This is a genomic window from Kluyvera sp. CHPC 1.251, assembly GCF_036759945.1.
Lineage (GTDB): Bacteria > Pseudomonadota > Gammaproteobacteria > Enterobacterales > Enterobacteriaceae > Kluyvera > Kluyvera sichuanensis.
Genome location: NZ_JAPKIC010000005.1, coordinates 51305 through 74266 on the forward strand (window position 1 = coordinate 51305; position 22962 = coordinate 74266).

Consider the following 22962-nt stretch of genomic DNA (forward strand, 5'->3'; position numbering starts at 1 on the left):
ATTACTGCATCCTTACGCCTTTCAATATAAGTCTATACATGTTTCACTTGTCTAGTCATCTTGATGATGCACATAGACGTGTCCAGATACAATATGCAAAAATGCATTTTATCGCGATGCGGCGTTTGTTCACTCAAATTCGTTAACTTGCTCACAATATGACGTTAACTGTCTGGTCGACAGAAAACAAAGTCAGGCATACATGTAAACAGGATCCAGCGGCGTTATCGCCCACATTGGTTAGGAAGAAAGTCGATGGTTGATGGCATTACAGAGAAGCAAAAAGAGGTGGTCGATTACATTCTCAGGAAGATAAAGACCGATGGCCTTTTGCCAGGGGATAAACTGGACACAGAGATTGCCATTGCCAAAAATATCGGCATCACGCGAGCCACGGTGCGCGAGGCCACGCGCTTGTTGATCGAGCAGCAGCGTATTTATCGCGTGAAAGGCTCCGGTTTGTTCGTTGGCGCCATCGGTAAAAGCAACCATTCCGGCAGATTCCACGCCCTGTCGCCTTTTGATTTTCAGGCGCAGAAGAGTGGCCATAAAGGCGTCAGAAAAGTCATTAAATTCAGTATAATGAAAGTGCCATCGCCGGAAATCGCTCAGTCGTTACGGATAAAAAATAGCGATCAGATCTATAAAATTTTACGTCTGATGTGTTTTGACGATATTCCCGTCGCCCTTGAGCACATCCATCTGCCGGTCAATATGTTTACCAGCATGGAATTAAGCCAGCTCGAAATATCAAAATACAGCTATATCGAAAGCATCACCGGCAAAAAGGTCCAGCGCCGCGATCAGAATTTAACCGCGATAAACCTGGTCGATGAAGATATCCTTAATCTATTGAACCTTAAAGAGAATGACTCCGTTCTCGAACTTGATGAAACCGTTTATCTCGATGACGGCACGCCCTGCGAAGTCAATATTGCCATCATTAACACGCGTATTTTCCCCCTGAGACAAAACTCAACCCGCTCATAAGGCGGGCTATTTTCAGACCGACCTCGCCGCTGCTGATAACAAGGCAGCCACTATCATTTCTGTTGCCCAACATTCATGCCACAATGGTCAAAAATTTCATAACCTCTATGGAATAATTTAGAATAGCGAGCAAAACATTTTCCACGAACCAGGAACCTGGCAATGAGCAAATCTGAAAACCTGTATAGCGCTGCGCGTGAACTCATCCCAGGCGGGGTGAACTCGCCGGTACGTGCCTTCACCGGCGTGGGCGGTACGCCGCTGTTTATCGAGCGTGCGGACGGCGCGTATCTGTACGACGTGGATGGCAAAGCCTATATCGACTATGTCGGTTCCTGGGGGCCGATGGTGCTGGGTCACAACCACCCAGCCATCCGTAATGCGGTGATTGAAGCCGCCGAGCGTGGTCTGAGCTTCGGTGCGCCGACCGAGATGGAAGTCACCATGGCGAAACTGGTCACCGAACTGGTGCCGACCATGGACATGGTCCGTATGGTGAACTCCGGTACTGAAGCGACCATGAGCGCCATCCGCCTGGCGCGCGGCTTTACTGGCCGTGACAAAATCATCAAATTCGAAGGCTGCTACCACGGCCACGCCGACTGCCTGCTGGTTAAAGCAGGCTCCGGTGCGCTGACCCTCGGCCAGCCAAACTCACCGGGCGTGCCAGCAGATTTCGCCAAGCATACTCTTACCTGCACCTATAACGATCTGGCGTCCGTACGCGCGGCGTTCGAGCAGTTCCCGCAGGATATCGCCTGCATCATCGTTGAACCGGTTGCCGGTAACATGAACTGCATCCCACCGCAGGCTGATTTCCTGCCGGGCCTGCGCGCGCTGTGTGACGAGTTCGGCGCACTGTTGATTATCGATGAAGTGATGACCGGCTTCCGCGTGGCGTTGGCTGGGGCACAGTCCTACTACGACGTGGTGCCGGATCTGACCTGCCTTGGCAAAATCATCGGCGGCGGTATGCCGGTCGGCGCCTTCGGCGGTCGTCGAGACGTGATGGACGCGCTGGCACCAACCGGCCCGGTTTACCAGGCGGGTACCCTCTCCGGTAACCCAATTGCCATGGCGGCTGGCTTCGCCTGTCTGACCGAAGTGGCGCAGCCAGGCGTTCACGAAACCCTGACCGACCTGACCAATCAGCTGGCGCAGGGTCTGCTGGATGCCGCGCAGGAAACCGGTATTCCACTGGTGGTGAACAATGTGGGCGGCATGTTCGGGATCTTCTTCACCGATGCCAAAGAAGTGACCTGCTATCAGGACGTACTGAAGTGCGACGTTGAGCGCTTTAAGCGTTTCTTCCATATGATGCTGGATGAAGGTGTGTATCTGGCGCCGTCGGCGTTTGAGGCAGGCTTTATGTCTATCGCCCATAGCGAAGACGATATCAACAACACCGTTGACGCAGCGCGTCGGGTGTTTGCGAAGCTGTAAGTCAGCGACACATGCCGGGTGGCGGCTTCGCCTTACCCGGCCTACGTGAATCGCACAATCTGTAGGCCGGATAAGCGCATGCGCCATCCGGCTTTTTTATCGGCTCTGCTTTCTCAGCAAATAGATAAAATACGGCGCACCGATAAAGGTCGACAGCAGCCCTGCTGGCACCTGATACGGGAACATCAGCATACGCCCACACCAGTCAGCAAACACCAGTATCAGCCCACCAATCAGCGCCGACATCACGATATGCGGCATCGTCCGACGGAAGCCCATCATGCGCGCAATATGCGGTGCCATCAGCCCAACAAAGCTTAACGGCCCGATGGTCAGCGTGGCCGCCGCCGTCAGACACGCCGCGAGCAGCAGCAGGCTAATACGCGCTGGCGACAGCGCCATACCGATAGAGCGCGCCGTTTCGCCGCCCAGCGGCAGGATGGTTAACCAGCGGCGGCAAAGCGGTACCAGCAGCAGGAAAATCACCATGGCGGTGGCCGACTGCGCCACCTGCTTACCGGTCGCGTTATAGGTTGAACCGGCAATCCACGTCAGGATCTGCGCCATGCGCGGGTCACCGCTCGCCTGCAGCATCATCAGCAGCATGGTGAACGCGGTGCTCAGCGCCATCCCCGCCAGCAGCATACGATGCGGCGAAAACCCGCCGCGCCCGGCGGCAATCAGGATAACCAGCAGCGTGACCGCCGCGCCCAGGCTGCCCGCTGGCAGCAGCCAGACAAACGCGTTACCCGGCACCACAAACAGCATCAGCACCACGCCAAACGCCGCGCCGGAGCTGATCCCCAGCACTTCCGGACTCGCCATCGGGTTGCCGGTTAAGCGCTGAATAATACAACCCGCCACCGCCAGCATCACCCCGGCAATCAGCGCCGAAGCAATACGCGGCCAGCGCCACTGAATCAACTCGTCGAGCAGCGTACCGCTCGCCCAGTGCCAGCTGTGCGCATCGCGGCCCAGCGACAGTGCAACGAACACCGCCACCAGCAGAATCACCAGCCCGCCCAGCGCAAACCACTGCACGTGCTGACGTTCATTTGCCACGCTATCACTGGCATTCATCGACGGCGCGCTCATGCTACGCAGTCGCGGCAGCAGCCAGAGCAGCAGCGGTGCACCAATCAGCGCGGTCACCGAGCCGGTGGAGACTTCCATCCACACCCGGGTAAGCCAGAGGATTATCTGATCGGAGAGCCACAGGATCAGCGCGCCAATCAGCGGTGCCAGCATCAGGCGGGAGAGCAAGCGTCGTGCACCCAGCATCTTCGCCAGCAGCGGGGCAAACAGGCCAATAAAGCCGATAATCCCCACCGCGTTGACGAGAAAGGCGCTGATAACGATCGCCAGCGTTAGCGCCCCCAGACGCGCCAGCGATAGCGCCAGCCCCAGGTTGCGCGCCACGCCGTCATCCAGCCCCATCAGCGTTAACGGGCGCAGCAGCAACAGCGTGAGCATCACGCCGCCCAGCAGCTGCGGCCACAGACGTTGCACGATGCTCCAGTCGGTCTGGGTCAGCGTCCCGGTGCTCCACAGGAACATACTTTGCAACTGGTCGTGATGGAAAATCACCATCAGCTGGTTTATCGCACCGCAGTACAAACTCACCACCAGCCCGGCCAGAATCAGCGTCACCGGCGAGAGGCGTTTACCCCACGCTACGCCGAAGACCAGCGCGCCGACGATGCAGGCCCCTGCCAGCGCTGCAAACTGCGAGGCCAGCACGCCTGGAATGGCCCACAGCGCGGTAATGGTCATCCCCAACTGCGCGCCGGTAGCCACGCCAAGCGTGGTTGGCTCAGCCAATGGGTTACGCAGCACCTGCTGGAACAGCACGCCCACCAGCCCCAACCCGGCACCGACCAGCAGTGAGATAGTCAGGCGAGGCAGCAGGCTGTAGTGAAACAGCATTTGATCGATGGCGTTAATATCCGGCTGGCGCATCGCCTGGAACCAGAGCGCATGAGGCAGCGCGAGGTTGAAGTTAAACCAGGTCAGCGCCAGCCCGACAATAAACAGCGTCAGCAGCAACAGCGTGGCAAAAGGAGAGCGGGTCGTTTTCACGCTTTGCCTCCCAGTGCGTTATCAAGAATGTGAGCGAAGTTCATCGCCGACAGCGTCGCACCATAGAACCAGACCGCCGGAACGTTCTGCACCCGGTTCGCGCGAACAAACGGCATCGCCTGCCATAACGGCGTAGCGGCCAACTGGCGCATATCGGCGGCATTGCCGTGGTCAAAGCAGAGCACATCAACGTCTTTGTAGGCCGCCAACCGGTCGATCCCGACCACCGTGCTGCCCCAGAAGTTTGTCTCCCCCTGCCAGGCGTTCTTCACGCCCAGACGATCGAGGATCTCCTGGAAGAGGCAGTTCGGGCCAAACACCAGCATATGGCGCGGATCGAGCAGCGACATGATCAGCACGGGACGTTCGCCACGCGAGGCAAAGCGCGGCTTGAGGCTGTCGATGTAGGCATCAAATTCCGCCAGATGGCGATGAGCGACGTCCTGCTTATTGAGCAGTTCCGCCATCTCCAGTAGCGATCGCCGCGCCTGCTCCAGCGGCTGCTTGCCGTCGCTGAAAGCAAAGCTGCGCCCAGGCGCAATACGCGCGAGGATCTTTGGTGAAGGACCATATCCTGCAGACCAGACCAGCATCGATGGCTTCATCTGGGTTAGCAGTTCAAGATTGGGTTCGGTACGCAGTCCCACGTCAATCACCGAGTCCGGCAGCACCGGCTCGTTGACCCACATGCGATAGTTGGGGATATCCGCCACGCCGTATGGGGTGACGCCCAGCGCCAGCATCAGCTCGACCGGCAGCCACTCCAGCGCCACGATACGTTCAGCGTTCACCGGTGCGGCCTGGGCTTTTTGCATCTGCCAGAGCAGCGGCGAGAGCGCCATCGCCGCCAGAAAACGGCGACGGTTTATCAAATTCGAATCAGTCATCAATAGACAAAACTTACCGGTGCAGCACCGGCTGGATGCGGGAGAATGCCCATCGGGATGCCGTAAATCTGCTCCAGAGTGTCGCTGCGCATCAGCTCATCCGGCGTGCCCTGAGCAATCATTTCACCGCCACGTAGCGCCACCAGATAGTCGCAGTAGCGCGCCGCCATGTTGATATCGTGCAGAACCGCAACCACCGTCAGACCGCGCTGCTGGCTTAAGCGGTGCACCAGCGCCAGCACGTCAACCTGATGGGCAATATCGAGCGCCGAGGTTGGCTCATCAAGCAGCAGACAGCGGCTATCCTGCGCCACCAGCATGGCAATCCACGCACGCTGGCGTTCACCGCCGGAGAGACTGTCCACCAGGCGATGCGCCAGCGGTTTCAGCCCCACGAGGGAAATCGCTTCCTCGACCTTTTCACGATCGGCCACGCCAAAGCGGCCCAGCGCGCCGTGCCACGGGTAGCGACCAATCGCCACCAGTTCACGGACGGTCATCCCTTCTGCGGGCGGCAGCTGCTGCGGCAGATAGGCAACCTTACGAGCAAAGGCTTTGCTGTTCCAGCTCGCCAGCGGCTGACCATCCAGCAGGATCTCGCCTTCCGACGGCGGCTGATGGCGGCCAAGCATTTTCAACAGCGTGGACTTACCCGAGCCGTTATGACCGATAAGGCCGGTCACTTTGCCCGCAGGAAAAGTCAGGGAGAGAGGATGAAGAAGCGTACGGCCTGGAACGCGAAAAACGACCTGTTCCAGAGAAAAGGTCGTATCAGAATGAGTTGTCTTGTCCTGCATAACCGTCAACATGTTAAAGGGCGCGGAAAATCCGCGCCCTGGAGGTGGTTAGAAACGGAACGTTGCGGTAGCAACAACCTGGCGCTCAGCGCCCCAGTAGCACGCATATTCGCTGTAACAGCTGGAGACGTATTCACGGTTGAACAGGTTATTGACGTTAACGGCAATGGATGAACCCGGCAGGCCTACGCGCGCCAGATCGTATTTCACCATCGCATCAGCAACGGTATAACCGCCTACGCTAAACTGCTCGTTTTTCTTGCCAGTCGTGGTATCGCTTTTGTAGTAGCTGACGGTAGAGCCCGTATAACGAACGCCAGCACCAAAGGTCAGGCCACTCAGAGCGGTATCGTAGAAGGTATAATCCGTCCACAGAGAGGCCTGATTACGCGGTACTTCCGCCGGGCGTTGGCCATTGAAGGTTGTGTCATTCGTGTATTCAGCATCTGTATAACTGTATGCAGCCGTCACGTTGACGTTTTCATTCACCGCCGCTTTGGCTTCGAGTTCAAAACCGCGAGAACGAATTTCACCTGCCTGAATGCTGAACCCTGCGTTATTCGGATCTGCTGTCAGGTTTTTATTTTTGGTCAACTGATAAACCGCCCCCGTAATGACGACCGGCATATCTTTCGGTACATACTTCACACCCGTTTCATATTGCTTACCACGGGACGGATCAAAAGGCTGCCCCGCTTTGGTTGAACCGGATGTTGGTTCAAAGGATTCGCTGTAGCTAAAATATGGTGAAATACCATTATCAAACAGGTAGTTAACACCACCACGCCAGGTAAACTGCTGGTCATGATTCATTGCTTCAGAACCAGTGGTACGGGTCAGAGTAGACGTTTTCGCATAGTCATAACGACCGCCTAACGTCAGAACCCATTTGTCCCATTCCATCTGATCTTGAGCATACAGGCCCGTCTGCTCCATGCGATTCAGTACTTGATACTTCGCATAAGGACCGCTCACATTGATATTCGGGCTGCCGTATTGCGGATTCAGCATATCGATTGGATCGGCAGAGCCATAAAGTGCATCAACGTCATTACGCATGCGTGAGTAGTCCACGCCAGTCAGAAGAGTATGGTCAACATCACCGGTCGCAAAGTTGGACTGCAACTGCGTATCGACGGAGAAGGAGTTCATATCTTCATCAGAACGAACGTACTGACGGTTAATTTTACCCGCACCATCGTAGCCATAACCATAGACTGAACGGTACAGAGTTTTTACCTGGTCGTAGCGCAGGTTCTGACGCACGGTGAAGGTGTCGTTAAATTCGTGAGAGAAGCTGTAGCCCACCATCTGCTGGCGACGCTGCATTTTGTTATCTCTCTCACCTTCGTTGAAGTCGGTCGGCAACTTGTGAGAATTGCCGTTCGCATCAACGTAAGGAACCACTGTACCTTCACGCGGCAGCCAGCCGTAGTAACCCGCATCCGGATCGCTCTGGAAATTGCTCAGGAAGGTGAAGTCAGTTTTATCATCTGGTCGCCAGCTAAAGGACGGTGCAACGGCATAACGGCTCGACTTCGCCATATCCTGCTGCGCATCCTGGCTACGGCCTAAACCGGTCAGGCGATATGACCACACGCCTGCGTCATCAATCGCATCACTAAAGTCAAAACCGGTCTGCCAGAGGTTGTCTGTGCCCATTTTGAATTGAATTTCACGCAGCGGTTCAGTGGTCGGGCGCTTGCTGACCATGCTGACGATACCACCAGGGTTGCTGTTGCCGTACAGCACGGAGGTTGGTCCGCGCATCACTTCTACGCGTTCAAGGAAATACGGGTCTACTGAGACTTCAGAGTAGTTGTTGCCCTGCAGTTTCATACCATCCAGGTACTGGTTCGTGTTCACGGTACTGGAGGTGGTGAAACCACGGATAGTCACAACGTCATAGGTTGTAGAGCTACCGCGAGTCGCAAATACGCTAGGCGTGTATGCCATCGCTTCTTTAACGGTCGTCGGCTGATGGATATCCATCTCCTGACGGGTAATCACCGAAACAGACTGTGGAGTCTTCTCAATCGGAGTATCAGTCTTGGTTGCCGTTGCTGAACGCTTCGCCGCAATGGTCGGAGCCGGGCCCCAGGCACTTTCCTGAGCCGCCGGAGCTGCGGTGACGGTGATGGTTTCTTCTTTAGGTTGTTCTGCTGCCTGTGCGTATACAGACATGCCGCTAACCGCCGTGGCTACTACAACTGCGAGTTTACGCAGTGAGTGGGTTGGCTGAGCAGTTTTTAGACGCGCCATTGGTATATCTCTGATGAAGTGAATGATAACGTAAACGAGAATTATTATTATAACGATGGGAATAATAGGTCATGCATTGGACGCATAGCAAGCGATATAAGTCCCTACCAGAATTAAGGGGTTAAGAATTAGACAGATGAAAAAGTGGCGTTAATAAAAAGAAAAAACTTAGAGATAAAAAAAGCCCCTGCACGACGCAGAGGCTTAGTACTAATACGGTACCGAACCATCCCGGAGTCGGCGTGAACGCCTCGTCCGGGCTACAAGATAGGGTGTAGCCCGGCCGAACGAAGTGACGCCGGGGCGGTATTAATTCCCGCCGAACATATCCTTAATCCAGCCAGCCACGCCGTCGCTGTCTTTCTTCTCCTGCGCCGGCTGCTGCTGTTGCTGCTGAGGCTGTGAAGAAGATGAGTCAAACGGGTTCGCTGACTGCTGCTGCTCGATAGCCTGCTGGCTCTGCTGGCAGAGTGAATCCGGGTCGGTAGTCCAGACCGGCAGCATACGGGTGCCACCGCCGCCGCAGACAAAGTTACCGCCATCGTCCACGCCCATGTTCACCACATCTTCCGGCGGCGTCAGATCCAGCGCGATAGGCGACTGGGTCTCCAGATAACGCTGGTAGATAGACATCGCACCGCTGGCGCCGTACAGCTTGGTCGGCTGGTTATTATCGCGGCCTACCCAAGTGATCACCACTTCACGACCGTCAATCCCGGCAAACCAGGTATCGACGTTGTTGTTGGTAGTCCCGGTTTTCCCTGCCAGATGCAGGTTCGGGTATTTCGCGCCCAGCTGACGGCCGGTACCACGCTGCACAACCTGCTGCATGGTCCACAACGTCAGATAAGCCGCCTGCGCTGGAACGGCACGCTCAGCCTGCGGATAGCTCTGGTACAGCACGGTACCATCTTCCGCAATTACCGAACGCAGCGCCGACAACGGTGCACGGTTACCGCCGCTGGCGATGGTCTGGAACGCCTGGGCCACTTCAATCGGCGTCAGGTTCAGCGCCCCCAGCAGCATCGCCGGCACGGCGTTGAGCTGATCTTTCGGCGCACCCAGCTTCAGCCAGGTGTCAGTGACCGCTGGCAGACCCAGCGCCATACCGAGGTTAACGGTCGGCACGTTCATGGAACGCGTCAGCGCGTCCACCAGCATCACCTGACCGCTGTAGCGACGGTCATCGTTCTGCGGTGACCACACCTGGCCATTCGGCTGACGCAACGCAATTGGCGCATCGGCAATCCAGGTATTCAGGCGGTACTGGTTCGGCTGGCTTAAGGCCGTCAGATAGGTCGCCGGTTTTGCCAGAGAACCAATCGAACGACGTGCCTGCATGGCTCGGTTGTAGCCCGCAAACTGCGGTTCAGCGCCGCCAACCATCGCACGCACTTCGCCGCTGAAACGGTCGACCACCACCATCGCGGTTTCAAGGTCGCTCAGCTTACGCTGTTTCTTCAGCACCGGAATGCCATCGGTCGCCGCTTTTTCTGCGGCATCCTGCGCGACCGAGTCGAAGGTAGTAAAGATCTTCACGCCGGAGAGATCTTTCACCTTATCACCCAGCTTCGCCTGCAGCTCCTGACGCACCATCTGCATAAACGCAGGCTGCGGTGAAATCACCCCGCCGCGCGGCTGTACGCCCAACGGACGCGCGCTCAGCATGTCGTACAGTTCCTGATCGATAACCTTCTGCTGCTGCAGCAGGCGCAGGACCAGATTACGACGCTCCAGCGCCAGTTTTGGGTTACGCCACGGGTTGTAGACCGAGGCCCCTTTCACCATCCCCACCAGCAGAGCCTGCTGGTCAAGGCTCAGCTCTTCCACCGGGCGGCCAAAGTAATAGAGGCTCGCCAGCGGGAAGCCGCGGATTTCATTGTCGCCGCTCTGACCGAGGTATACCTCGTTCATATACAGTTCAAGAATACGGTCTTTGCTGTAGCGGGCGTCCATAATCAGCGCCATGTAGGCTTCGTTCGCCTTACGCCAGTAGGAACGTTCGCTGGAAAGGAACAGGTTCTTCACCAGCTGCTGGGTCAGCGTACTCGCCCCCTGCACCGTTCTCCCGGCGGTCAGGTTCGCCAGCACCGCACGGCCCATCGAGTAGAAACTGATACCATCATGCTCGTAGAAATGACGGTCTTCGGTGGCAATCAGCGTATCGATCAGCAGATCCGGGAAACCACTGCGCGGCACAAACAGACGCTGCTCACCGTTTGGCGAGGACATCATAGTGATAAGGCGCGGGTCGAGGCGGAAGAAACCGAACTGGCGGTTGCTGTCCAGGTTCTCGATGGTTTCCAGGTGATCGCCATCAAAGGTCAGACGCGCGCGCACCTGCCCCTCTTTGCTGTCCGGGAAATCGAACGGGCGACGGATCATCTCAATGCTGTTGGCCTGCACGGTAAATTCACCGGGCCGCGTCATCGCCGACACCTGGCGATACTGGGTTGCCGTCAGCAGCTGAACCATCTCTTTTTTGCTGATCGGCATGTCCGGCTCAAGGCTCACCATGCGGCCATAGACTGCCGCTGGCAGCTGCCAGACCTTACCGTCGATGCGGCTACGGATTTTTTGATCCAGATACACGCCATAAATGGCCATCAGCACGGCAAAAACGATGCCGAGTTTTACCAGGAACCAGAACCAGCGGTGTTTACCGCGAGGTTTTTTCCCTTTTCCGCCGCCTTTACGCGAGCGCGGTTTTTCATCGTCGTAGCCATCATCATCATAATCGTCGTCATACTCATCGTCTCTGAGCTGTCGACGGCTTACCTTTTGCTTTGCCGGACGTGCAGGCTTGCCTTTACGTCCAATCGGCTCGCGGTCATTCCCCGCCATGCTTTCTCTCCGCAACATTCAGGCATAAAGGCCTGATTCTCAATTCTTCTGCCACGGGACAGAAGAAGATATCTCTCAATTTTATGCAACACGTTCCCTATCCCACTGGGAGAGGGAGACAATCACGAATACTTTTTCGTCCGCCGCGTTGGCGCGGTGTTTGCCGGATCGTCCGGCCAGACGTGCTTCGGATAACGCCCTTTCATCTCTTTTTGCACTTCCCGGTACGCCCCCTGCCAGAACGCGCTTAAATCGCGCGTGATCTGCAGCGGGCGCTGTGCCGGTGAAAGCAGCTCGAGCACCAGCGCGACTCGCCCTTCGGCGATAGTCGGCGTGCTGGCTTCGCCAAACATCTCCTGCATACGCACCGCCAAAGCCGGTGGGTTTTCATCATCATAGCGAATAGCTATCCGACTTCCTGTGGGCACAGTGTAATGAGTTGGCAGCAAACTCACCAGACGTTGTCGTAATGACCAGGGCAACCACTCCAGCAGCGCCTGATGAACATCCAGCGATTTCAATCCGCGCAACGAGTGGACGCCGCTCATGTGCGGCAGCAACCAGCTCTCCAGCGCCGCCAGCAGCGAGGCGTCATCCACCGCAGGCCACTCATCTTCCGGCAGCCAGCGCGCGGCGCACTGTAAACGCAAGCGTAGCTGTTCCGCTTCGTTCGTCCAGTTGAGTACGCTTAACCCTTTCTCGCGAATGCCGGTGAGCATCGCCCGATGCAGTTCCTCTTCCGACGGTTTCGCCAGCGGGCGCACGCTCAGCGTCAACTGGCCAATCTGGCTTCGGCGCAGCGCTTTAAGCGTGCCCTGGTTATCATCCCACTCGATAGTGTCAGATTGTTGAAGCAGCTGCGGGCAGCGCGCCACCAGCGCATCAATATCCAGCGCACAGGCCTGCAAGATTCGCGCATCCGGCGAAGCATTGCCCTGTAACAGCAGCGGTGCAATCAGCCATTCGTGGCGATTCAGCGCATCGTCGGCGTCTAACATCGCCCCCATACCGTTAGCGAGCTGATAGCGTCCTTCCTGCCCGCGTCGGCGCGCGATGCGGTCGGGGAAGCCCTGCGCCAGCAGCGCGGGAATCGCGTCGCTGTCAGGCTGCCCTGCACGGCGATTAAGCCGCTTACAAAGCTGCTGGCTACGCTGCTGCCACTGCCCCTGCGAACGGGTGAAGGCCTGCATCAAATCGCCGCTGCCGCCGCGCGGAGGCTCTTCCAGAATGGCTGCCAGCCGCGCCGCCGTAGCCACTTCGTCGTCGCTATCCGCCGCCACCAGCATCGCGGCAAGACGCGGGTCGTTCCCCAGCGCCGCCATTTTCTGCCCTTTCGCCGTTAATCGCTCATCGGCCAACGCGCCAAGCTGCGTCAGCAGGCGTCGCGCCGCCGCCAGGTTCACCGCGGGAGGCGTATCCAGCCAGCAGAGCTGCGATGGGTCGTTACAGCCCCACTGCAAGAGTTCGAGCAACAGCGACGAGAGATCGCTTTGCAATATTTCCGCTTCGCTCTGCGCCGCCGCACGTTCGGCCTGATCTTTTGCTAACAGGTGCACGCACACGCCCGGCTCCAGACGTCCCGCGCGCCCCGCACGCTGGGTCATCGAGGCCTGGCTGACGCGCTGGGTTATCAGCCGTGTCAGCCCGCTACGTACGTCAAAACGCGCCACACGCTCCTGGGCGCTGTCCACCACCAGGCGAATACCTTCAATGGTCAGACTGGTTTCGGCAATATTGGTTGCCAGCACCACCTTCCGCTTGCCCGATGGCGCGGGAAGAATCGCCTGACGCTGTTCGCTCAGCGGCAGCGCGCCATAGAGAGGACAGAGCAGGACATCGTCGGCTACGCGCTCCGCCAGATAATTCTGCACTCGCTGAATTTCGCCAACCCCAGGTAAAAACAGCAGCAGCGAACCGCTTTCTTGACGCAGCAGCTCTGCCGTCGCAATAGCCACCGCCTCATCAAAGCGCTGGTGCGCAGGCAGCGACTGATAGCGACGATCCACCGGAAACGCCCTCCCTTCAGAGATAACCACCGGCGCATCCGGAAGCAGACGCTGCAGCTTGTCGTTATCAAGGGTGGCCGACATGATCAGCAACTTGAGGTCATCGCGAAGCCCCTGCTGAACGTCCAGCAGCAGCGCCAGCGCGAGGTCTGCCTGTAGACTACGCTCGTGAAATTCATCGAGGATCACCAGCCCCACGCCCGACAGTTCGGGATCGTGCTGGATCATACGCGTCAGGATCCCTTCGGTCACGACCTCTAACTGGGTAGTTGGCCCCACGCAGGTTTCCGCACGCATGCGGTAGCCGACCGTTTCTCCCGGCTTCTCACCCAGCAGTTCCGCCAGGCGCTGCGCCACGTTGCGCGCCGCCAGACGGCGCGGCTCCAGCAGCAAAATACGCCCGTTGATGCTGCCTTCGCGTAAAATTTGCAGCGGCAGCCAGGTAGATTTACCCGCCCCCGTTGGTGCGTTCAGCAGCACCTGCGGCGATTGCTGTAAGGCATGAAGGAGTTCAGGAAGGATGCTTGCGACCGGCAACAGGGACACGAATGGCTCCAGAGGGTTAACATTAAACGGCGGACATTGTAGCATCGCCTCAATTCATAACCGAGTCCCCACCATGTCAGAGTCAAAAAGGCTGTTTTTCGCCGTTGAGATCCCAAAGCCCATCCAGAAGCAGCTGGTGCAGTGGCGTGCCGATAATTTTGCTGACGATGCCGGTATTCCCGTCGTCGCAGCTAATTTGCACATCACGCTGGCGTTTTTGGGCGAGGTAAGTGAGGAGAAACAGCGGGCGCTGGCCGCCATGGCAGGACGAATCCGCCAGCCGGGTTTTACGCTGAACCTTGATGATGCCGGGCAGTGGTTGCGCTCGCGCGTGGTGTGGCTCGGCACGCGCCAGCCGCCGCGCGGGCTGCTGCAGCTCGCCAATATGCTTCGCGCTCAGGCTGCCCGCAGCGGCTGTTATCAAAGCCCGCAGCCGTTTCACCCGCACCTGACGCTGCTGCGTAACGCCGCGCAGGCGGTGCCTATTCCCGCTCCCGGCTTTCTCTGGACGTTTCCGGTGACCGAGTTCGCGCTATACGAATCACGCTTTGTTCGGGGACGCACAAAATATACGCCGTTACAGCGCTGGACGCTCAGCGAATCATAATAAGGAAAACGTATGAAGTTTACGCCACCGCTCAAGCACGCCACGCTGATCCAACGCTACAAACGCTTTCTCGCGGATGTTGTCACCCCCGAAGGTGAAACCTTCACGCTGCACTGCCCCAACACCGGCGCAATGACCGGTTGTGCAACCCCAGGTGACACCGTTTGGTATTCGACATCAGAAAATACTAAACGAAAATATCCACATACGTGGGAATTAACTCAAACCCAGCAAGGGGCATTTATCTGCGTCAATACGCTGCGGGCAAACACCCTGGCAAAGGAGGCAATTCTGGCCCAGCGCCTTCCCGAACTTACCAGCTACAACACCCTGAAAACCGAAGTGAAATACGGTGAAGAAAGCAGCAGAATTGACATCATGTTACAGGCAGATGATCGTCCCGACTGCTATATTGAAGTGAAGTCAGTCACACTTGCGGAAAATGAATTTGGTTACTTTCCGGATGCCGTGACCGTGCGCGGACAGAAGCATTTACGCGAGCTGATGGGCGTTGTCGCCAGGGGCGAACGCGCCGTTTTACTGTTTACTATCTTGCACTCAGCCATTGAATATTTCTCTCCTGCACACCATATTGATGCTAAATACGCAGAGTTACTCATTGAAGCAAAGAGAAAGGGGGTAGAGATTTTGGCTTATAAAGCGGAACTTTCTGCCGATAATATGACTCTGATATCGCCGTTACCCATTGCGTTATCACCGGGGGTATCTGCATAGAAAGTGTTCGGGCTGCGGCGCAAATACGCTTTTCTTCACAGCATTGTCAAGTGTTACGTTTAGATAATTGCCATGTGGAAAAGCATCTGTTATTTATAGCGGCCTGATTTTTCCCCCGAACACGGGGATCGATAGTGCGTGTTAAGGAGAAGCAACATGCAAGAAGGGCAAAACCGTAAAACATCGTCCCTGAGTATTCTGTCCATCGCAGGGGTGGAGCCGTACCAGGTGAAACCGGGCGAAGAGTATATGAACGAAGCCCAGCTGGCGCACTTCCGACGTATTCTTGAAGCATGGCGTAATCAACTTAGGGATGAAGTCGATCGCACCGTTACTCACATGCAGGACGAAGCAGCAAACTTCCCTGACCCGGTAGACCGTGCCGCGCAGGAAGAAGAGTTCAGCCTCGAACTGCGTAACCGCGATCGTGAACGTAAGCTGATCAAAAAGATCGAGAAGACGTTGAAGAAAGTGGAAGATGAAGATTTCGGCTACTGCGAATCCTGCGGTGTAGAAATTGGTATTCGTCGTCTGGAAGCACGTCCAACGGCCGACCTGTGCATTGACTGCAAAACGCTGGCAGAAATCCGCGAAAAGCAGATGGCAGGTTAATAGAACGCTAACGCTCTCACTTCAAGGCGGGAATCTCTCCCGCCTTGTTGTTTTTTTATTGCCATAAATATGTCAACACAACCATACATTGGGCGCTTTGCCCCTTCCCCTTCCGGTGAGCTGCATTTTGGTTCGCTGATTGCCGCGCTGGGAAGCTATCTACAAGCTCGTGCTCAGCAGGGCATCTGGCGCGTTCGCATCGAAGATATCGATCCCCCTCGTGAAGTTCCCGGTGCTGCAACCACCATTTTGCATCAGCTGGAACATTACGGCCTGCACTGGGACGGCGACGTTCTTTGGCAATCACAGCGTCACGAGGCCTATTGTGAAGCGCTGGCGTGGCTGAAAAGCCAGAACCTATGCTACTACTGCACCTGCACCCGCGCGCGCATCCAGAGCATCGGCGGCACCTACGATGGCCACTGCCGTGACCTCAACTACGGCCCCGAGAACGCGGCCCTGCGTCTGCGTCAGACGCACCCGGTAACCGAATTCACCGACCTGCTGCGCGGCACGATCAAGGCCGACGAACGTCTCGCGCGTGAAGATTTCATTATTCATCGTCGTGATGGTTTGTTTGCCTATAATCTCGCGGTGGTGGTCGATGATCAGTTTCAGGGGGTGACGGAGATTGTTCGCGGTGCCGATTTGATTGAACCCACCGTGCGACAGATTTCGCTCTACCAGCAGTTTGGCTGGCAGGCACCGGACTATATTCATCTGCCGCTGGCATTGAATGAAGAAGGTGCTAAACTTTCGAAGCAAAATCATGCACCTGCCCTACCAACTGGTGACCCGCGCCCTGTACTTATCGAGGCGCTGCGCTTTTTAGGCCAGGATATTCCGGCGCAATGGCAGGATTTCAGCACGGCAGAATTACTGCACAATGCGGTCGCGCTATGGTCGCTCAATCAGGTGCCTGAAATGGTGAAGATCAATCCGCCATTCTCAAATGCGTTATGCTGAGCTATGATTAGCCGCTATTTTTTTGTCCCAAAGTCAGATATTACCGAGGTGCACCATTTTTACCCGAGTCGCTAATTTTTGCCGCAAGGTGCTGAGCCGTGAGGAGAGCGAGGCTGAAAACGCCGTCGCTAAACCTGCTATGACCGTTATTCCGCGCGAGCAGCACGCTATTTCACGCAAAGATATCAGCGAGAATGCCCTCAAGGTTCTTTATCGTCTGAACAAAGCAGGCTACGAGGCTTACCTCGTTGGCGGCGGCGTTCGCGACCTGCTGCTGGGCAAAAAACCCAAAGATTTCGACGTGACCACCAGCGCCACGCCTGACCAGGTTCGCAAGTTGTTCCGCAACTGCCGTCTGGTGGGTCGCCGCTTCCGTCTGGCGCACGTCATGTTCGGCCCTGAAATTATCGAAGTTGCTACCTTCCGTGGTCACCACGAAGACGGCCAGTCCGATCGCACCACCTCACAGCGTGGGCAAAACGGTATGCTGCTGCGCGATAACATCTTCGGCTCCATCGAAGAAGATGCCCAGCGCCGCGACTTCACCATCAATAGCCTCTATTACAGCGTGGCGGACTTCACCGTTCGTGACTACGTCGGCGGTATGCAGGATCTGATTGACGGCGTGATCCGCCTGATTGGCGACCCGGAAACCCGCTACCGTGAAGACCCGGTGCGTATGCTGCGTGCCGTGCGCTTTGCCGCGAAGCTGGATATGCGTATCAGCCCGGAAACCGCTGAACCTATTCCACGTCTGGCAACCTTGATGAACGACGTGCCGCCGGCGCGCCTGTTTGAAGAAGCGCTTAAACTGCTGCAGGCAGGCTACGGCTTAGAAACCTACAAGCTGCTGCGCGAATACAATCTGTTCCAGCCGCTGTTCCCGACCATCACCCGTTACTTCACTGAAGACGGTGATAGCCCGATGGAACGCATCATCTCTCAGGTGCTGAAGAACACCGACACCCGCATTCATAACGATATGCGCGTTAACCCGGCGTTCCTGTTCGCCGCGATGTTCTGGTATCCGCTGCTGGAGATGGCACAGAAAATCGCTCAGGAGAGCGGGCTGGCCTATTACGATGCCTTCGCACTGGCGATGAACGAGGTGTTGGATGAAGCCTGCCGTTCGCTGGCGATTCCAAAACGCATTACCACGCTGGTGCGTGATATCTGGCAGTTGCAGCTGCGGATGTCCCGTCGTCAGGGTAAACGCGCCTGGAAGCTGATGGAGCATCCAAAATTCCGCGCCGCTTACGATCTGCTGGCTCTGCGTGCCGAAGCCGAACACAACGGTGAACTGCAGCGTCTGACTCAATGGTGGGGCGAGTTCCAGGTAGTTGCGCCACCGGCACAGAAAGATATGCTCAACGAGCTGGGTGATGAGCCAGACACCCGTCGTCGTCATCGCCGTCCGCGCAAACGCGCACCGCGCCGTGAGGGCAGTGCGTGACCGTTGCCTATATCGCCATCGGCAGCAATCTCGCCTCTCCGCTGGAGCAGGTGAACGCTGCCGTTGAGGCGCTCAATGCGATCCCGGAAAGCCGGGTCGCTGCCGTCTCTGCGTTCTACCGCACCCCGCCGCTCGGCCCACAGGATCAGCCCGATTACCTGAACGCCGCCGTGGCGCTAGAAACCGCGCTCGCCGCCGATGTGCTGCTTAGCCATACCCAGCGTATCGAACTGCAGCAGGGGCGTCAGCGCAAAGCCGAACGCTGGGGGCCGCGTACTCTCGATTTAGACATCATGCTGTTTGGTCAGGATATTATTCATACCGATAATCTGACCGTCCCGCACTACGACATGTACAACCGTGGCTTTATGCTGTGGCCGCTGTTCGAAATTGCCCCAACGCTTATCTTCCCGGATGGCATCAGCCTGCGTCAGCGCCTTGATGCACTGGCGGAAAACTGCCCTGCGCGCTGGTAGCGCGCCCTCCTTTTTTAGCGATCCCTGCGCTACCTGGTATCGTTTGCCTAAAGTCATTGCCCCCCTGATTTCGGCTGTTAGAATGCCGGGTAATACGATCTTACCATCAGGGATTATTATGAAACCGACCACCATCGCTTTATTGCAGAAATGCAAACAAGAGAAAAAACGCTTCGCGACCATCACGGCATACGACTACAGCTTTGCCAAACTGTTCGCAGACGAAGGCATCAACGTGATGCTGGTTGGCGACTCTCTTGGCATGACCGTGCAGGGCCACGATTCCACGCTGCCGGTGACCGTTGAAGATATCGCCTACCACACCCGTGCCGTTCGTCGCGGTGCGCCACACTGCCTGCTGTTATCCGATCTGCCGTTTATGGCCTACGCCACGCCGGAACAGGCGTTTGAAAACGCGGCAGCGGTCATGCGTGCTGGTGCCAATATGGTCAAGATTGAAGGCGGCGCCTGGCTGGTTGATACCGTGAAAATGCTGACCGACCGCGCCGTACCGGTATGCGGTCACCTGGGGCTGACGCCACAGTCGGTCAACATCTTCGGCGGCTATAAAGTGCAGGGCCGCGGCGACGCCGGTCAGGTTCTGCTCGACGATGCGCTGGCGCTGGAAGCCGCAGGCGCGCAGCTGCTGGTGCTGGAGTGCGTACCGGTTGAGCTGGCAAAACGCGTCACCGAAGCGCTGTCGATTCCGGTTATCGGCATCGGTGCAGGCAACGTCACCGATGGGCAAATCCTCGTGATGCACGATGCGTTCGGTATCACCGGCGGCCATATTCCTAAATTTGCCAAAAACTTCCTCGCCGAAGCGGGCGACATGCGCGCCGCGGTACGGCAGTATATGGCGGAAGTCGAGTCCGGGGCGTATCCGGGCGAAGAACATAGTTTCCATTAAGGAGTCATGTTGTGCTGATTATTGAAACCCTGCCGCTGCTGCGCCAGCATATCCGTCGTCTGCGTCAGGAAGGTAAGCGCGTTGCGCTGGTTCCCACCATGGGCAACCTGCACGACGGCCATATGACGCTGGTTGAAGAAGCCAAAACCCGTGCGGACGTAGTGGTAGTCAGCATCTTCGTTAACCCGATGCAGTTCGACCGTGTCGAAGACCTGGCGCGCTACCCGCGTACGCTGCAGGAAGATTGCGAGAAGCTGAACAAACGTAAAGTCGATTTCGTTTTTGCGCCGTCGGAAGCGGAAATCTATCCGCAGGGTACCGAAAGCCAGACCTTCGTCGACGTACCGGGCCTCTCAACCATGCTGGAAGGCGCGAGCCGTCCGGGACACTTCCGCGGCGTATCAACCATCGTCAGCAAGCTGTTCAACCTGATCCAGCCGGATATCGCCTGTTTCGGTGAGAAAGACTTCCAGCAGCTAGCGTTGATCCGCAAGATGGTGGCCGATCTTGGCTACGACATTGAGATCGTCGGCGTGCCGATTATCCGCGCCAAAGACGGTCTGGCACTCAGTTCCCGTAACGGTTACCTCACCGCAGAGCAGCGCAAAATCGCGCCGGGTCTGTACAAGGTGATGAGCCGCGTGGCGGAAAAACTGAAGGCCGGTGAGCGCGACCAGGGAGAGATGATTGCTATCGCCGAACAGGAGCTGAACGAGAAAGGCTTCCGCGCCGACGACATCCAGATTCGCGACGCGGATACCCTGCTCGACCTGACCGACAGCAGCAAACGTGCGGTGATCCTGATGGCGGCATGGCTGGGCCAGGCGCGTCTGATTGATAATCAGAGCGTAGAGCTGTAGTTTTCGCGCCATTCCCGGCGGCGCTCCGCTTGGCCGGCGACAATCAGGTAGCCCGGACGAGGTGCGTTAGCACCGACTCCGGGGTGTCATTCTGCAATGACGACATCGTTTGCAGCAGGTTATGCGTGACGATACGCAATTAATCGTAAGCAAGGTTATTCGCATATGGACACCTGGTATAAATCGGGCAATACTGCCTGCGAAATTTCTCAAAGCAGTCGTGAACTGCTTTGTTTCCGTTAAGAATTAAAGGTAGACGCTATGATTCGCACAATGCTGCAGGGCAAACTCCACCGCGTGAAAGTCACGCATGCCGACCTGCACTATGAAGGCTCCTGCGCGATTGACCAGGACTTCCTCGACGCCGCCGGTATTCTGGAAAACGAAGCCATTGATATCTGGAACGTGAACAACGGCAAGCGTTTCTCCACCTACGCCATCGCGGCTGAACGCGGTTCTAAAATCATCTCCGTCAACGGCGCTGCGGCGCACAACGCTGACGTCGGCGACATCGTGATCATCGCGAGCTTCGTCACCATGAGTGATGAAGAAGCCCGTACCTGGCGCCCGAACGTAGCTTACTTCGAAGGCGACAACGAGATGAAACGCACCGCGAAAGCGATCCCGGTTCAGGTTGCGTAATGCCGAGCGCTCCGTCACGGCGGAGCGCTTGTTTACCCCTGCGGTTGGTTGCTGATTAACCGCGACATCGTCTCCAGCGAATCCGTCCGCAGAATATACAGACGCTTCAACAGCATCGGATTATCCCCCGGCTTCACCTTCCCTTTCACCGTCGTCACTGCCAGATGAAAACCGGCATCACCCGCTGCCTGTATCGCCGTCGCGTTATAGCCACCAAACGGGTATGACAGGTACAGCACGTGCGGATTGAACTGCGAGAGCGCCCGTCGCGAGTGCGCAAAATCAAACAGGATATTGTGATAGCTACGGCTCAGTAAAATCGGCCGACGCTGCGCATCCACCCGGTGCAGGAAGTGGGTGTGTGACTGGAAATCAAAGACGTCTTTAATCTCTTCCAGCTCGGAAATGCTCATAAACTGCAGCGACTTCGGCGCCCACTTCTGCGGGTGGCGCTTAATACGCGAGGTGATAATAAACGCCGTGGCTTTAAAACCGTACTGCCTGAGTATCGGGTAAGCGTAGCGACTGACTGATTTCAACCCATCGTCAAAGGTGATCACCACCGCGCGGGCAGGTAAATTGGTACGGTTATGGACGTAATCCTCAAGCTGATACATGGTCAGCGTGGTATAGCCCATATCGCGCAGCCAGGTCATCTGGTTGCTAAAGGCGCGCACCGAAGTCGTGGTAGAGGTATGACGAAAACGGGTGTTCTCTTCATCGCGCAGAATATGGTGATAGGTGATGACCGGAATGCCGTTATCCACCTGGGCATCCAGCGCACTGATATAGGCCAGGCGTTCACCGATGCGAATCTGATACCAGGTCTGATTGAGGCGGTCTTTCAGCTTGTTGATAACCGGATAGCGCAGGTTCTCCGCCAGCGTACCGAACGGCGCGCTGCCGATATCCGGCGCGTTGTAGACGGGAGTATCTTTCCAGGTGACCAGATTCTGATTGCTCAGCGGCTTGTTTAAATCTCCCAGCCCATCCTCAATGCGCTGCTTCCCCTGTACCGGCTCAAGGTGCTCCTTATCGATAAAGCCCTTACCGAAGCCGAAGCTAAAGGTGTAGTAATCTTCCACGTCCGGCTCAATGGCGATAATTTGTCCGGCACGCAGGTTGCCGACGGTCATGGTTTTATTGCCGATACGTGCCCAGATAGCGGCGTCTTCCGTCGTCTGCATATAGCGCGTGGGCAACGCGGCAGCGACGCTACCGGTGAGGAAAAACAGCAGGAAAACAACCGAACGTATAGCCATGAGCAGTAACCGAAGCGGGAAACGACTCTACTATTGTAACAAAAGCTACATCAATACCAATGTTTAAGACTCATACAGGTCATGTAGCAGAACAAACGGCGGATTTTTCTGCTGCTGATGCCACAGGCTGGTCACTCCGGGCGAACCCAGCGTCACAATGCGTTCGCGAAAGTCGCTGCTGCTGAGGGAATCCCGCAGAGGAATCATTTGTTCGATTAATGAATAGTGGATGCCCGCGATCACTTCGCAACCGCTGTGCTTATGGCTCATCAGTGCGGCCACGCGATAGGGAGCGGCGCCCGCGTTATCAGTGAGAAAGATAACGCCCTCGCCGGAATCGGTCTGATGCAGCGCGTCACACATCATGCGGCTGAGCATATTTGAGCTCTGGCCTCGCCAATAATTAACTGCCCGACACTGCGGCAGCGGCCCATATTTTTTTTCCAGACGATCCAGCAGTTCCTGTGCTTTGTCGTCATGGCAGGAAATGACCCAACCTAACATTGCTTACCTCCTTAGCAGGCAAGCAGTTTAGCCGAGCAATCAATAAATAGGGGTGATGGCTGTCAAAGAACGGTTCCCGGC

The 22962-nt window shown here is 56.7% G+C and carries 19 protein-coding genes; 11 read left to right on the forward strand and 8 right to left on the reverse strand.

All coding sequences use genetic code 11. The annotated features are described in order from the left end of the window. Positions 1–255 precede the first annotated feature (255 nt). Both V6940_RS11440 and hemL read left to right on the forward strand, forming a co-directional pair. Positions 256–990, forward strand: a complete 735-nt coding sequence (locus V6940_RS11440) for a GntR family transcriptional regulator (RefSeq protein WP_106925532.1) — start codon at positions 256–258, stop codon at positions 988–990. 162 nt (positions 991–1152) lie between these two features. Beyond that, a complete protein-coding gene (hemL, locus tag V6940_RS11445) occupies positions 1153–2433 on the forward strand; it encodes a glutamate-1-semialdehyde 2,1-aminomutase (protein WP_333495942.1) in 1281 nt (426 codons plus the stop codon). Positions 2434–2529: 96 nt separating this feature from the next. Here hemL and fhuB read toward each other — a convergent pair whose 3' ends face one another. The 6 genes from fhuB to hrpB form a co-directional block, all read right to left on the reverse strand. Further along, on the reverse strand, positions 2530–4512 hold the full coding sequence (gene fhuB / locus V6940_RS11450) for a Fe(3+)-hydroxamate ABC transporter permease FhuB (protein ID WP_333495943.1): 1983 nt from the start codon (positions 4510–4512) through the stop codon (positions 2530–2532). Continuing rightward, on the reverse strand, positions 4509–5399 hold the full coding sequence (gene fhuD / locus V6940_RS11455) for a Fe(3+)-hydroxamate ABC transporter substrate-binding protein FhuD (protein WP_333495944.1): 891 nt from the start codon (positions 5397–5399) through the stop codon (positions 4509–4511). The genes fhuB and fhuD overlap by 4 nt, the downstream gene beginning before the upstream one ends. Further along, on the reverse strand, positions 5399–6196 hold the full coding sequence (gene fhuC, locus V6940_RS11460) for a Fe3+-hydroxamate ABC transporter ATP-binding protein FhuC (RefSeq protein WP_333495945.1): 798 nt from the start codon (positions 6194–6196) through the stop codon (positions 5399–5401). The genes fhuD and fhuC overlap by 1 nt, the downstream gene beginning before the upstream one ends. A 48-nt stretch (positions 6197–6244) precedes the next feature. Continuing rightward, positions 6245–8458, reverse strand: a complete 2214-nt coding sequence (gene fhuA / locus V6940_RS11465; RefSeq protein WP_333495946.1) for a ferrichrome porin FhuA — start codon at positions 8456–8458, stop codon at positions 6245–6247. Between the two features lie 309 nt (positions 8459–8767). Continuing rightward, positions 8768–11302, reverse strand: coding sequence for a bifunctional glycosyl transferase/transpeptidase (gene mrcB / locus V6940_RS11470; protein WP_185669240.1), 2535 nt, complete (start codon positions 11300–11302; stop codon positions 8768–8770). Positions 11303–11424: 122 nt separating this feature from the next. After that, on the reverse strand, positions 11425–13854 hold the full coding sequence (hrpB, locus tag V6940_RS11475) for an ATP-dependent helicase HrpB (protein ID WP_333495947.1): 2430 nt from the start codon (positions 13852–13854) through the stop codon (positions 11425–11427). A gap of 73 nt (positions 13855–13927) precedes the next feature. On the opposite strand from hrpB, the gene thpR reads away from it, so the two are divergent. The 9 genes from thpR to panD all read left to right on the forward strand — a co-directional run bounded on the left by thpR (position 13928) and on the right by panD (position 21115). After that, entirely contained in the window at positions 13928–14461 is a 534-nt protein-coding gene (thpR, locus tag V6940_RS11480) for an RNA 2',3'-cyclic phosphodiesterase (RefSeq protein ID WP_333495948.1), read from the forward strand. 12 nt (positions 14462–14473) lie between these two features. Next, positions 14474–15196, forward strand: coding sequence for a DNA/RNA nuclease SfsA (gene sfsA / locus V6940_RS11485; protein ID WP_333495949.1), 723 nt, complete (start codon positions 14474–14476; stop codon positions 15194–15196). Between the two features lie 156 nt (positions 15197–15352). Next, complete coding sequence (gene dksA / locus V6940_RS11490) at positions 15353–15808, forward strand: RNA polymerase-binding protein DksA (protein WP_035891939.1); 456 nt, start codon at positions 15353–15355, stop codon at positions 15806–15808. Positions 15809–15877: 69 nt separating this feature from the next. Next, positions 15878–16774, forward strand: a complete 897-nt coding sequence (gluQRS, locus tag V6940_RS11495) for a tRNA glutamyl-Q(34) synthetase GluQRS (protein ID WP_333495950.1) — start codon at positions 15878–15880, stop codon at positions 16772–16774. A 55-nt stretch (positions 16775–16829) separates the two neighbouring features. Beyond that, a complete protein-coding gene (gene pcnB, locus V6940_RS11500; RefSeq protein ID WP_220440858.1) occupies positions 16830–18227 on the forward strand; it encodes a polynucleotide adenylyltransferase PcnB in 1398 nt (465 codons plus the stop codon). Continuing rightward, complete coding sequence (folK, locus tag V6940_RS11505; RefSeq protein WP_333495951.1) at positions 18224–18703, forward strand: 2-amino-4-hydroxy-6-hydroxymethyldihydropteridine diphosphokinase; 480 nt, start codon at positions 18224–18226, stop codon at positions 18701–18703. Before pcnB ends, folK begins: the two co-directional genes overlap by 4 nt. Before the next feature lie 118 nt (positions 18704–18821). Next, entirely contained in the window at positions 18822–19613 is a 792-nt protein-coding gene (gene panB / locus V6940_RS11510; RefSeq protein WP_185669246.1) for a 3-methyl-2-oxobutanoate hydroxymethyltransferase, read from the forward strand. Positions 19614–19624: 11 nt separating this feature from the next. Further along, entirely contained in the window at positions 19625–20473 is an 849-nt protein-coding gene (gene panC / locus V6940_RS11515) for a pantoate--beta-alanine ligase (RefSeq protein ID WP_185669247.1), read from the forward strand. A 261-nt stretch (positions 20474–20734) separates the two neighbouring features. Then, the gene (panD, locus tag V6940_RS11520) at positions 20735–21115 is read left to right on the forward strand and encodes an aspartate 1-decarboxylase (RefSeq protein ID WP_035891933.1); all 381 of its coding nucleotides are present in this window, start codon (positions 20735–20737) and stop codon (positions 21113–21115) included. 32 nt (positions 21116–21147) lie between these two features. On the opposite strand, the gene V6940_RS11525 is transcribed toward panD, so the two are convergent. Next, positions 21148–22377 carry a polysaccharide deacetylase family protein gene (locus tag V6940_RS11525; RefSeq protein ID WP_333495952.1) on the reverse strand — a complete coding sequence of 410 codons (1230 nt, stop codon included), beginning with the start codon at positions 22375–22377 and terminating at the stop codon, positions 21148–21150. A gap of 63 nt (positions 22378–22440) precedes the next feature. Then, on the reverse strand, positions 22441–22881 hold the full coding sequence (locus V6940_RS11530) for a PTS sugar transporter subunit IIA (protein ID WP_333495953.1): 441 nt from the start codon (positions 22879–22881) through the stop codon (positions 22441–22443). Positions 22882–22962: the final 81 nt, after the last annotated feature.

Bases quoted from the DNA above. Each gene is read 5' to 3' on its own strand.
- fhuD (WP_333495944.1), bottom strand. From the start codon at position 5,399: ATGACTGATTCGAATTTGATAAACCGTCGCCGTTTTCTGGCGGCGATG.
- gluQRS (WP_333495950.1), top strand. From the start codon at position 15,878: ATGTCAACACAACCATACATTGGGCGCTTTGCCCCTTCCCCTTCCGGT.
- panB (WP_185669246.1), top strand. From the start codon at position 18,822: ATGAAACCGACCACCATCGCTTTATTGCAGAAATGCAAACAAGAGAAA.
- V6940_RS11440 (WP_106925532.1), top strand. From the start codon at position 256: ATGGTTGATGGCATTACAGAGAAGCAAAAAGAGGTGGTCGATTACATT.
- hemL (WP_333495942.1), top strand. From the start codon at position 1,153: ATGAGCAAATCTGAAAACCTGTATAGCGCTGCGCGTGAACTCATCCCA.
- fhuC (WP_333495945.1), bottom strand. From the start codon at position 6,196: ATGCAGGACAAGACAACTCATTCTGATACGACCTTTTCTCTGGAACAG.
- V6940_RS11525 (WP_333495952.1), bottom strand. From the start codon at position 22,377: ATGGCTATACGTTCGGTTGTTTTCCTGCTGTTTTTCCTCACCGGTAGC.
- thpR (WP_333495948.1), top strand. From the start codon at position 13,928: ATGTCAGAGTCAAAAAGGCTGTTTTTCGCCGTTGAGATCCCAAAGCCC.
- sfsA (WP_333495949.1), top strand. From the start codon at position 14,474: ATGAAGTTTACGCCACCGCTCAAGCACGCCACGCTGATCCAACGCTAC.
- fhuA (WP_333495946.1), bottom strand. From the start codon at position 8,458: ATGGCGCGTCTAAAAACTGCTCAGCCAACCCACTCACTGCGTAAACTC.
- panD (WP_035891933.1), top strand. From the start codon at position 20,735: ATGATTCGCACAATGCTGCAGGGCAAACTCCACCGCGTGAAAGTCACG.
- mrcB (WP_185669240.1), bottom strand. From the start codon at position 11,302: ATGGCGGGGAATGACCGCGAGCCGATTGGACGTAAAGGCAAGCCTGCA.
- V6940_RS11530 (WP_333495953.1), bottom strand. From the start codon at position 22,881: ATGTTAGGTTGGGTCATTTCCTGCCATGACGACAAAGCACAGGAACTG.
- dksA (WP_035891939.1), top strand. From the start codon at position 15,353: ATGCAAGAAGGGCAAAACCGTAAAACATCGTCCCTGAGTATTCTGTCC.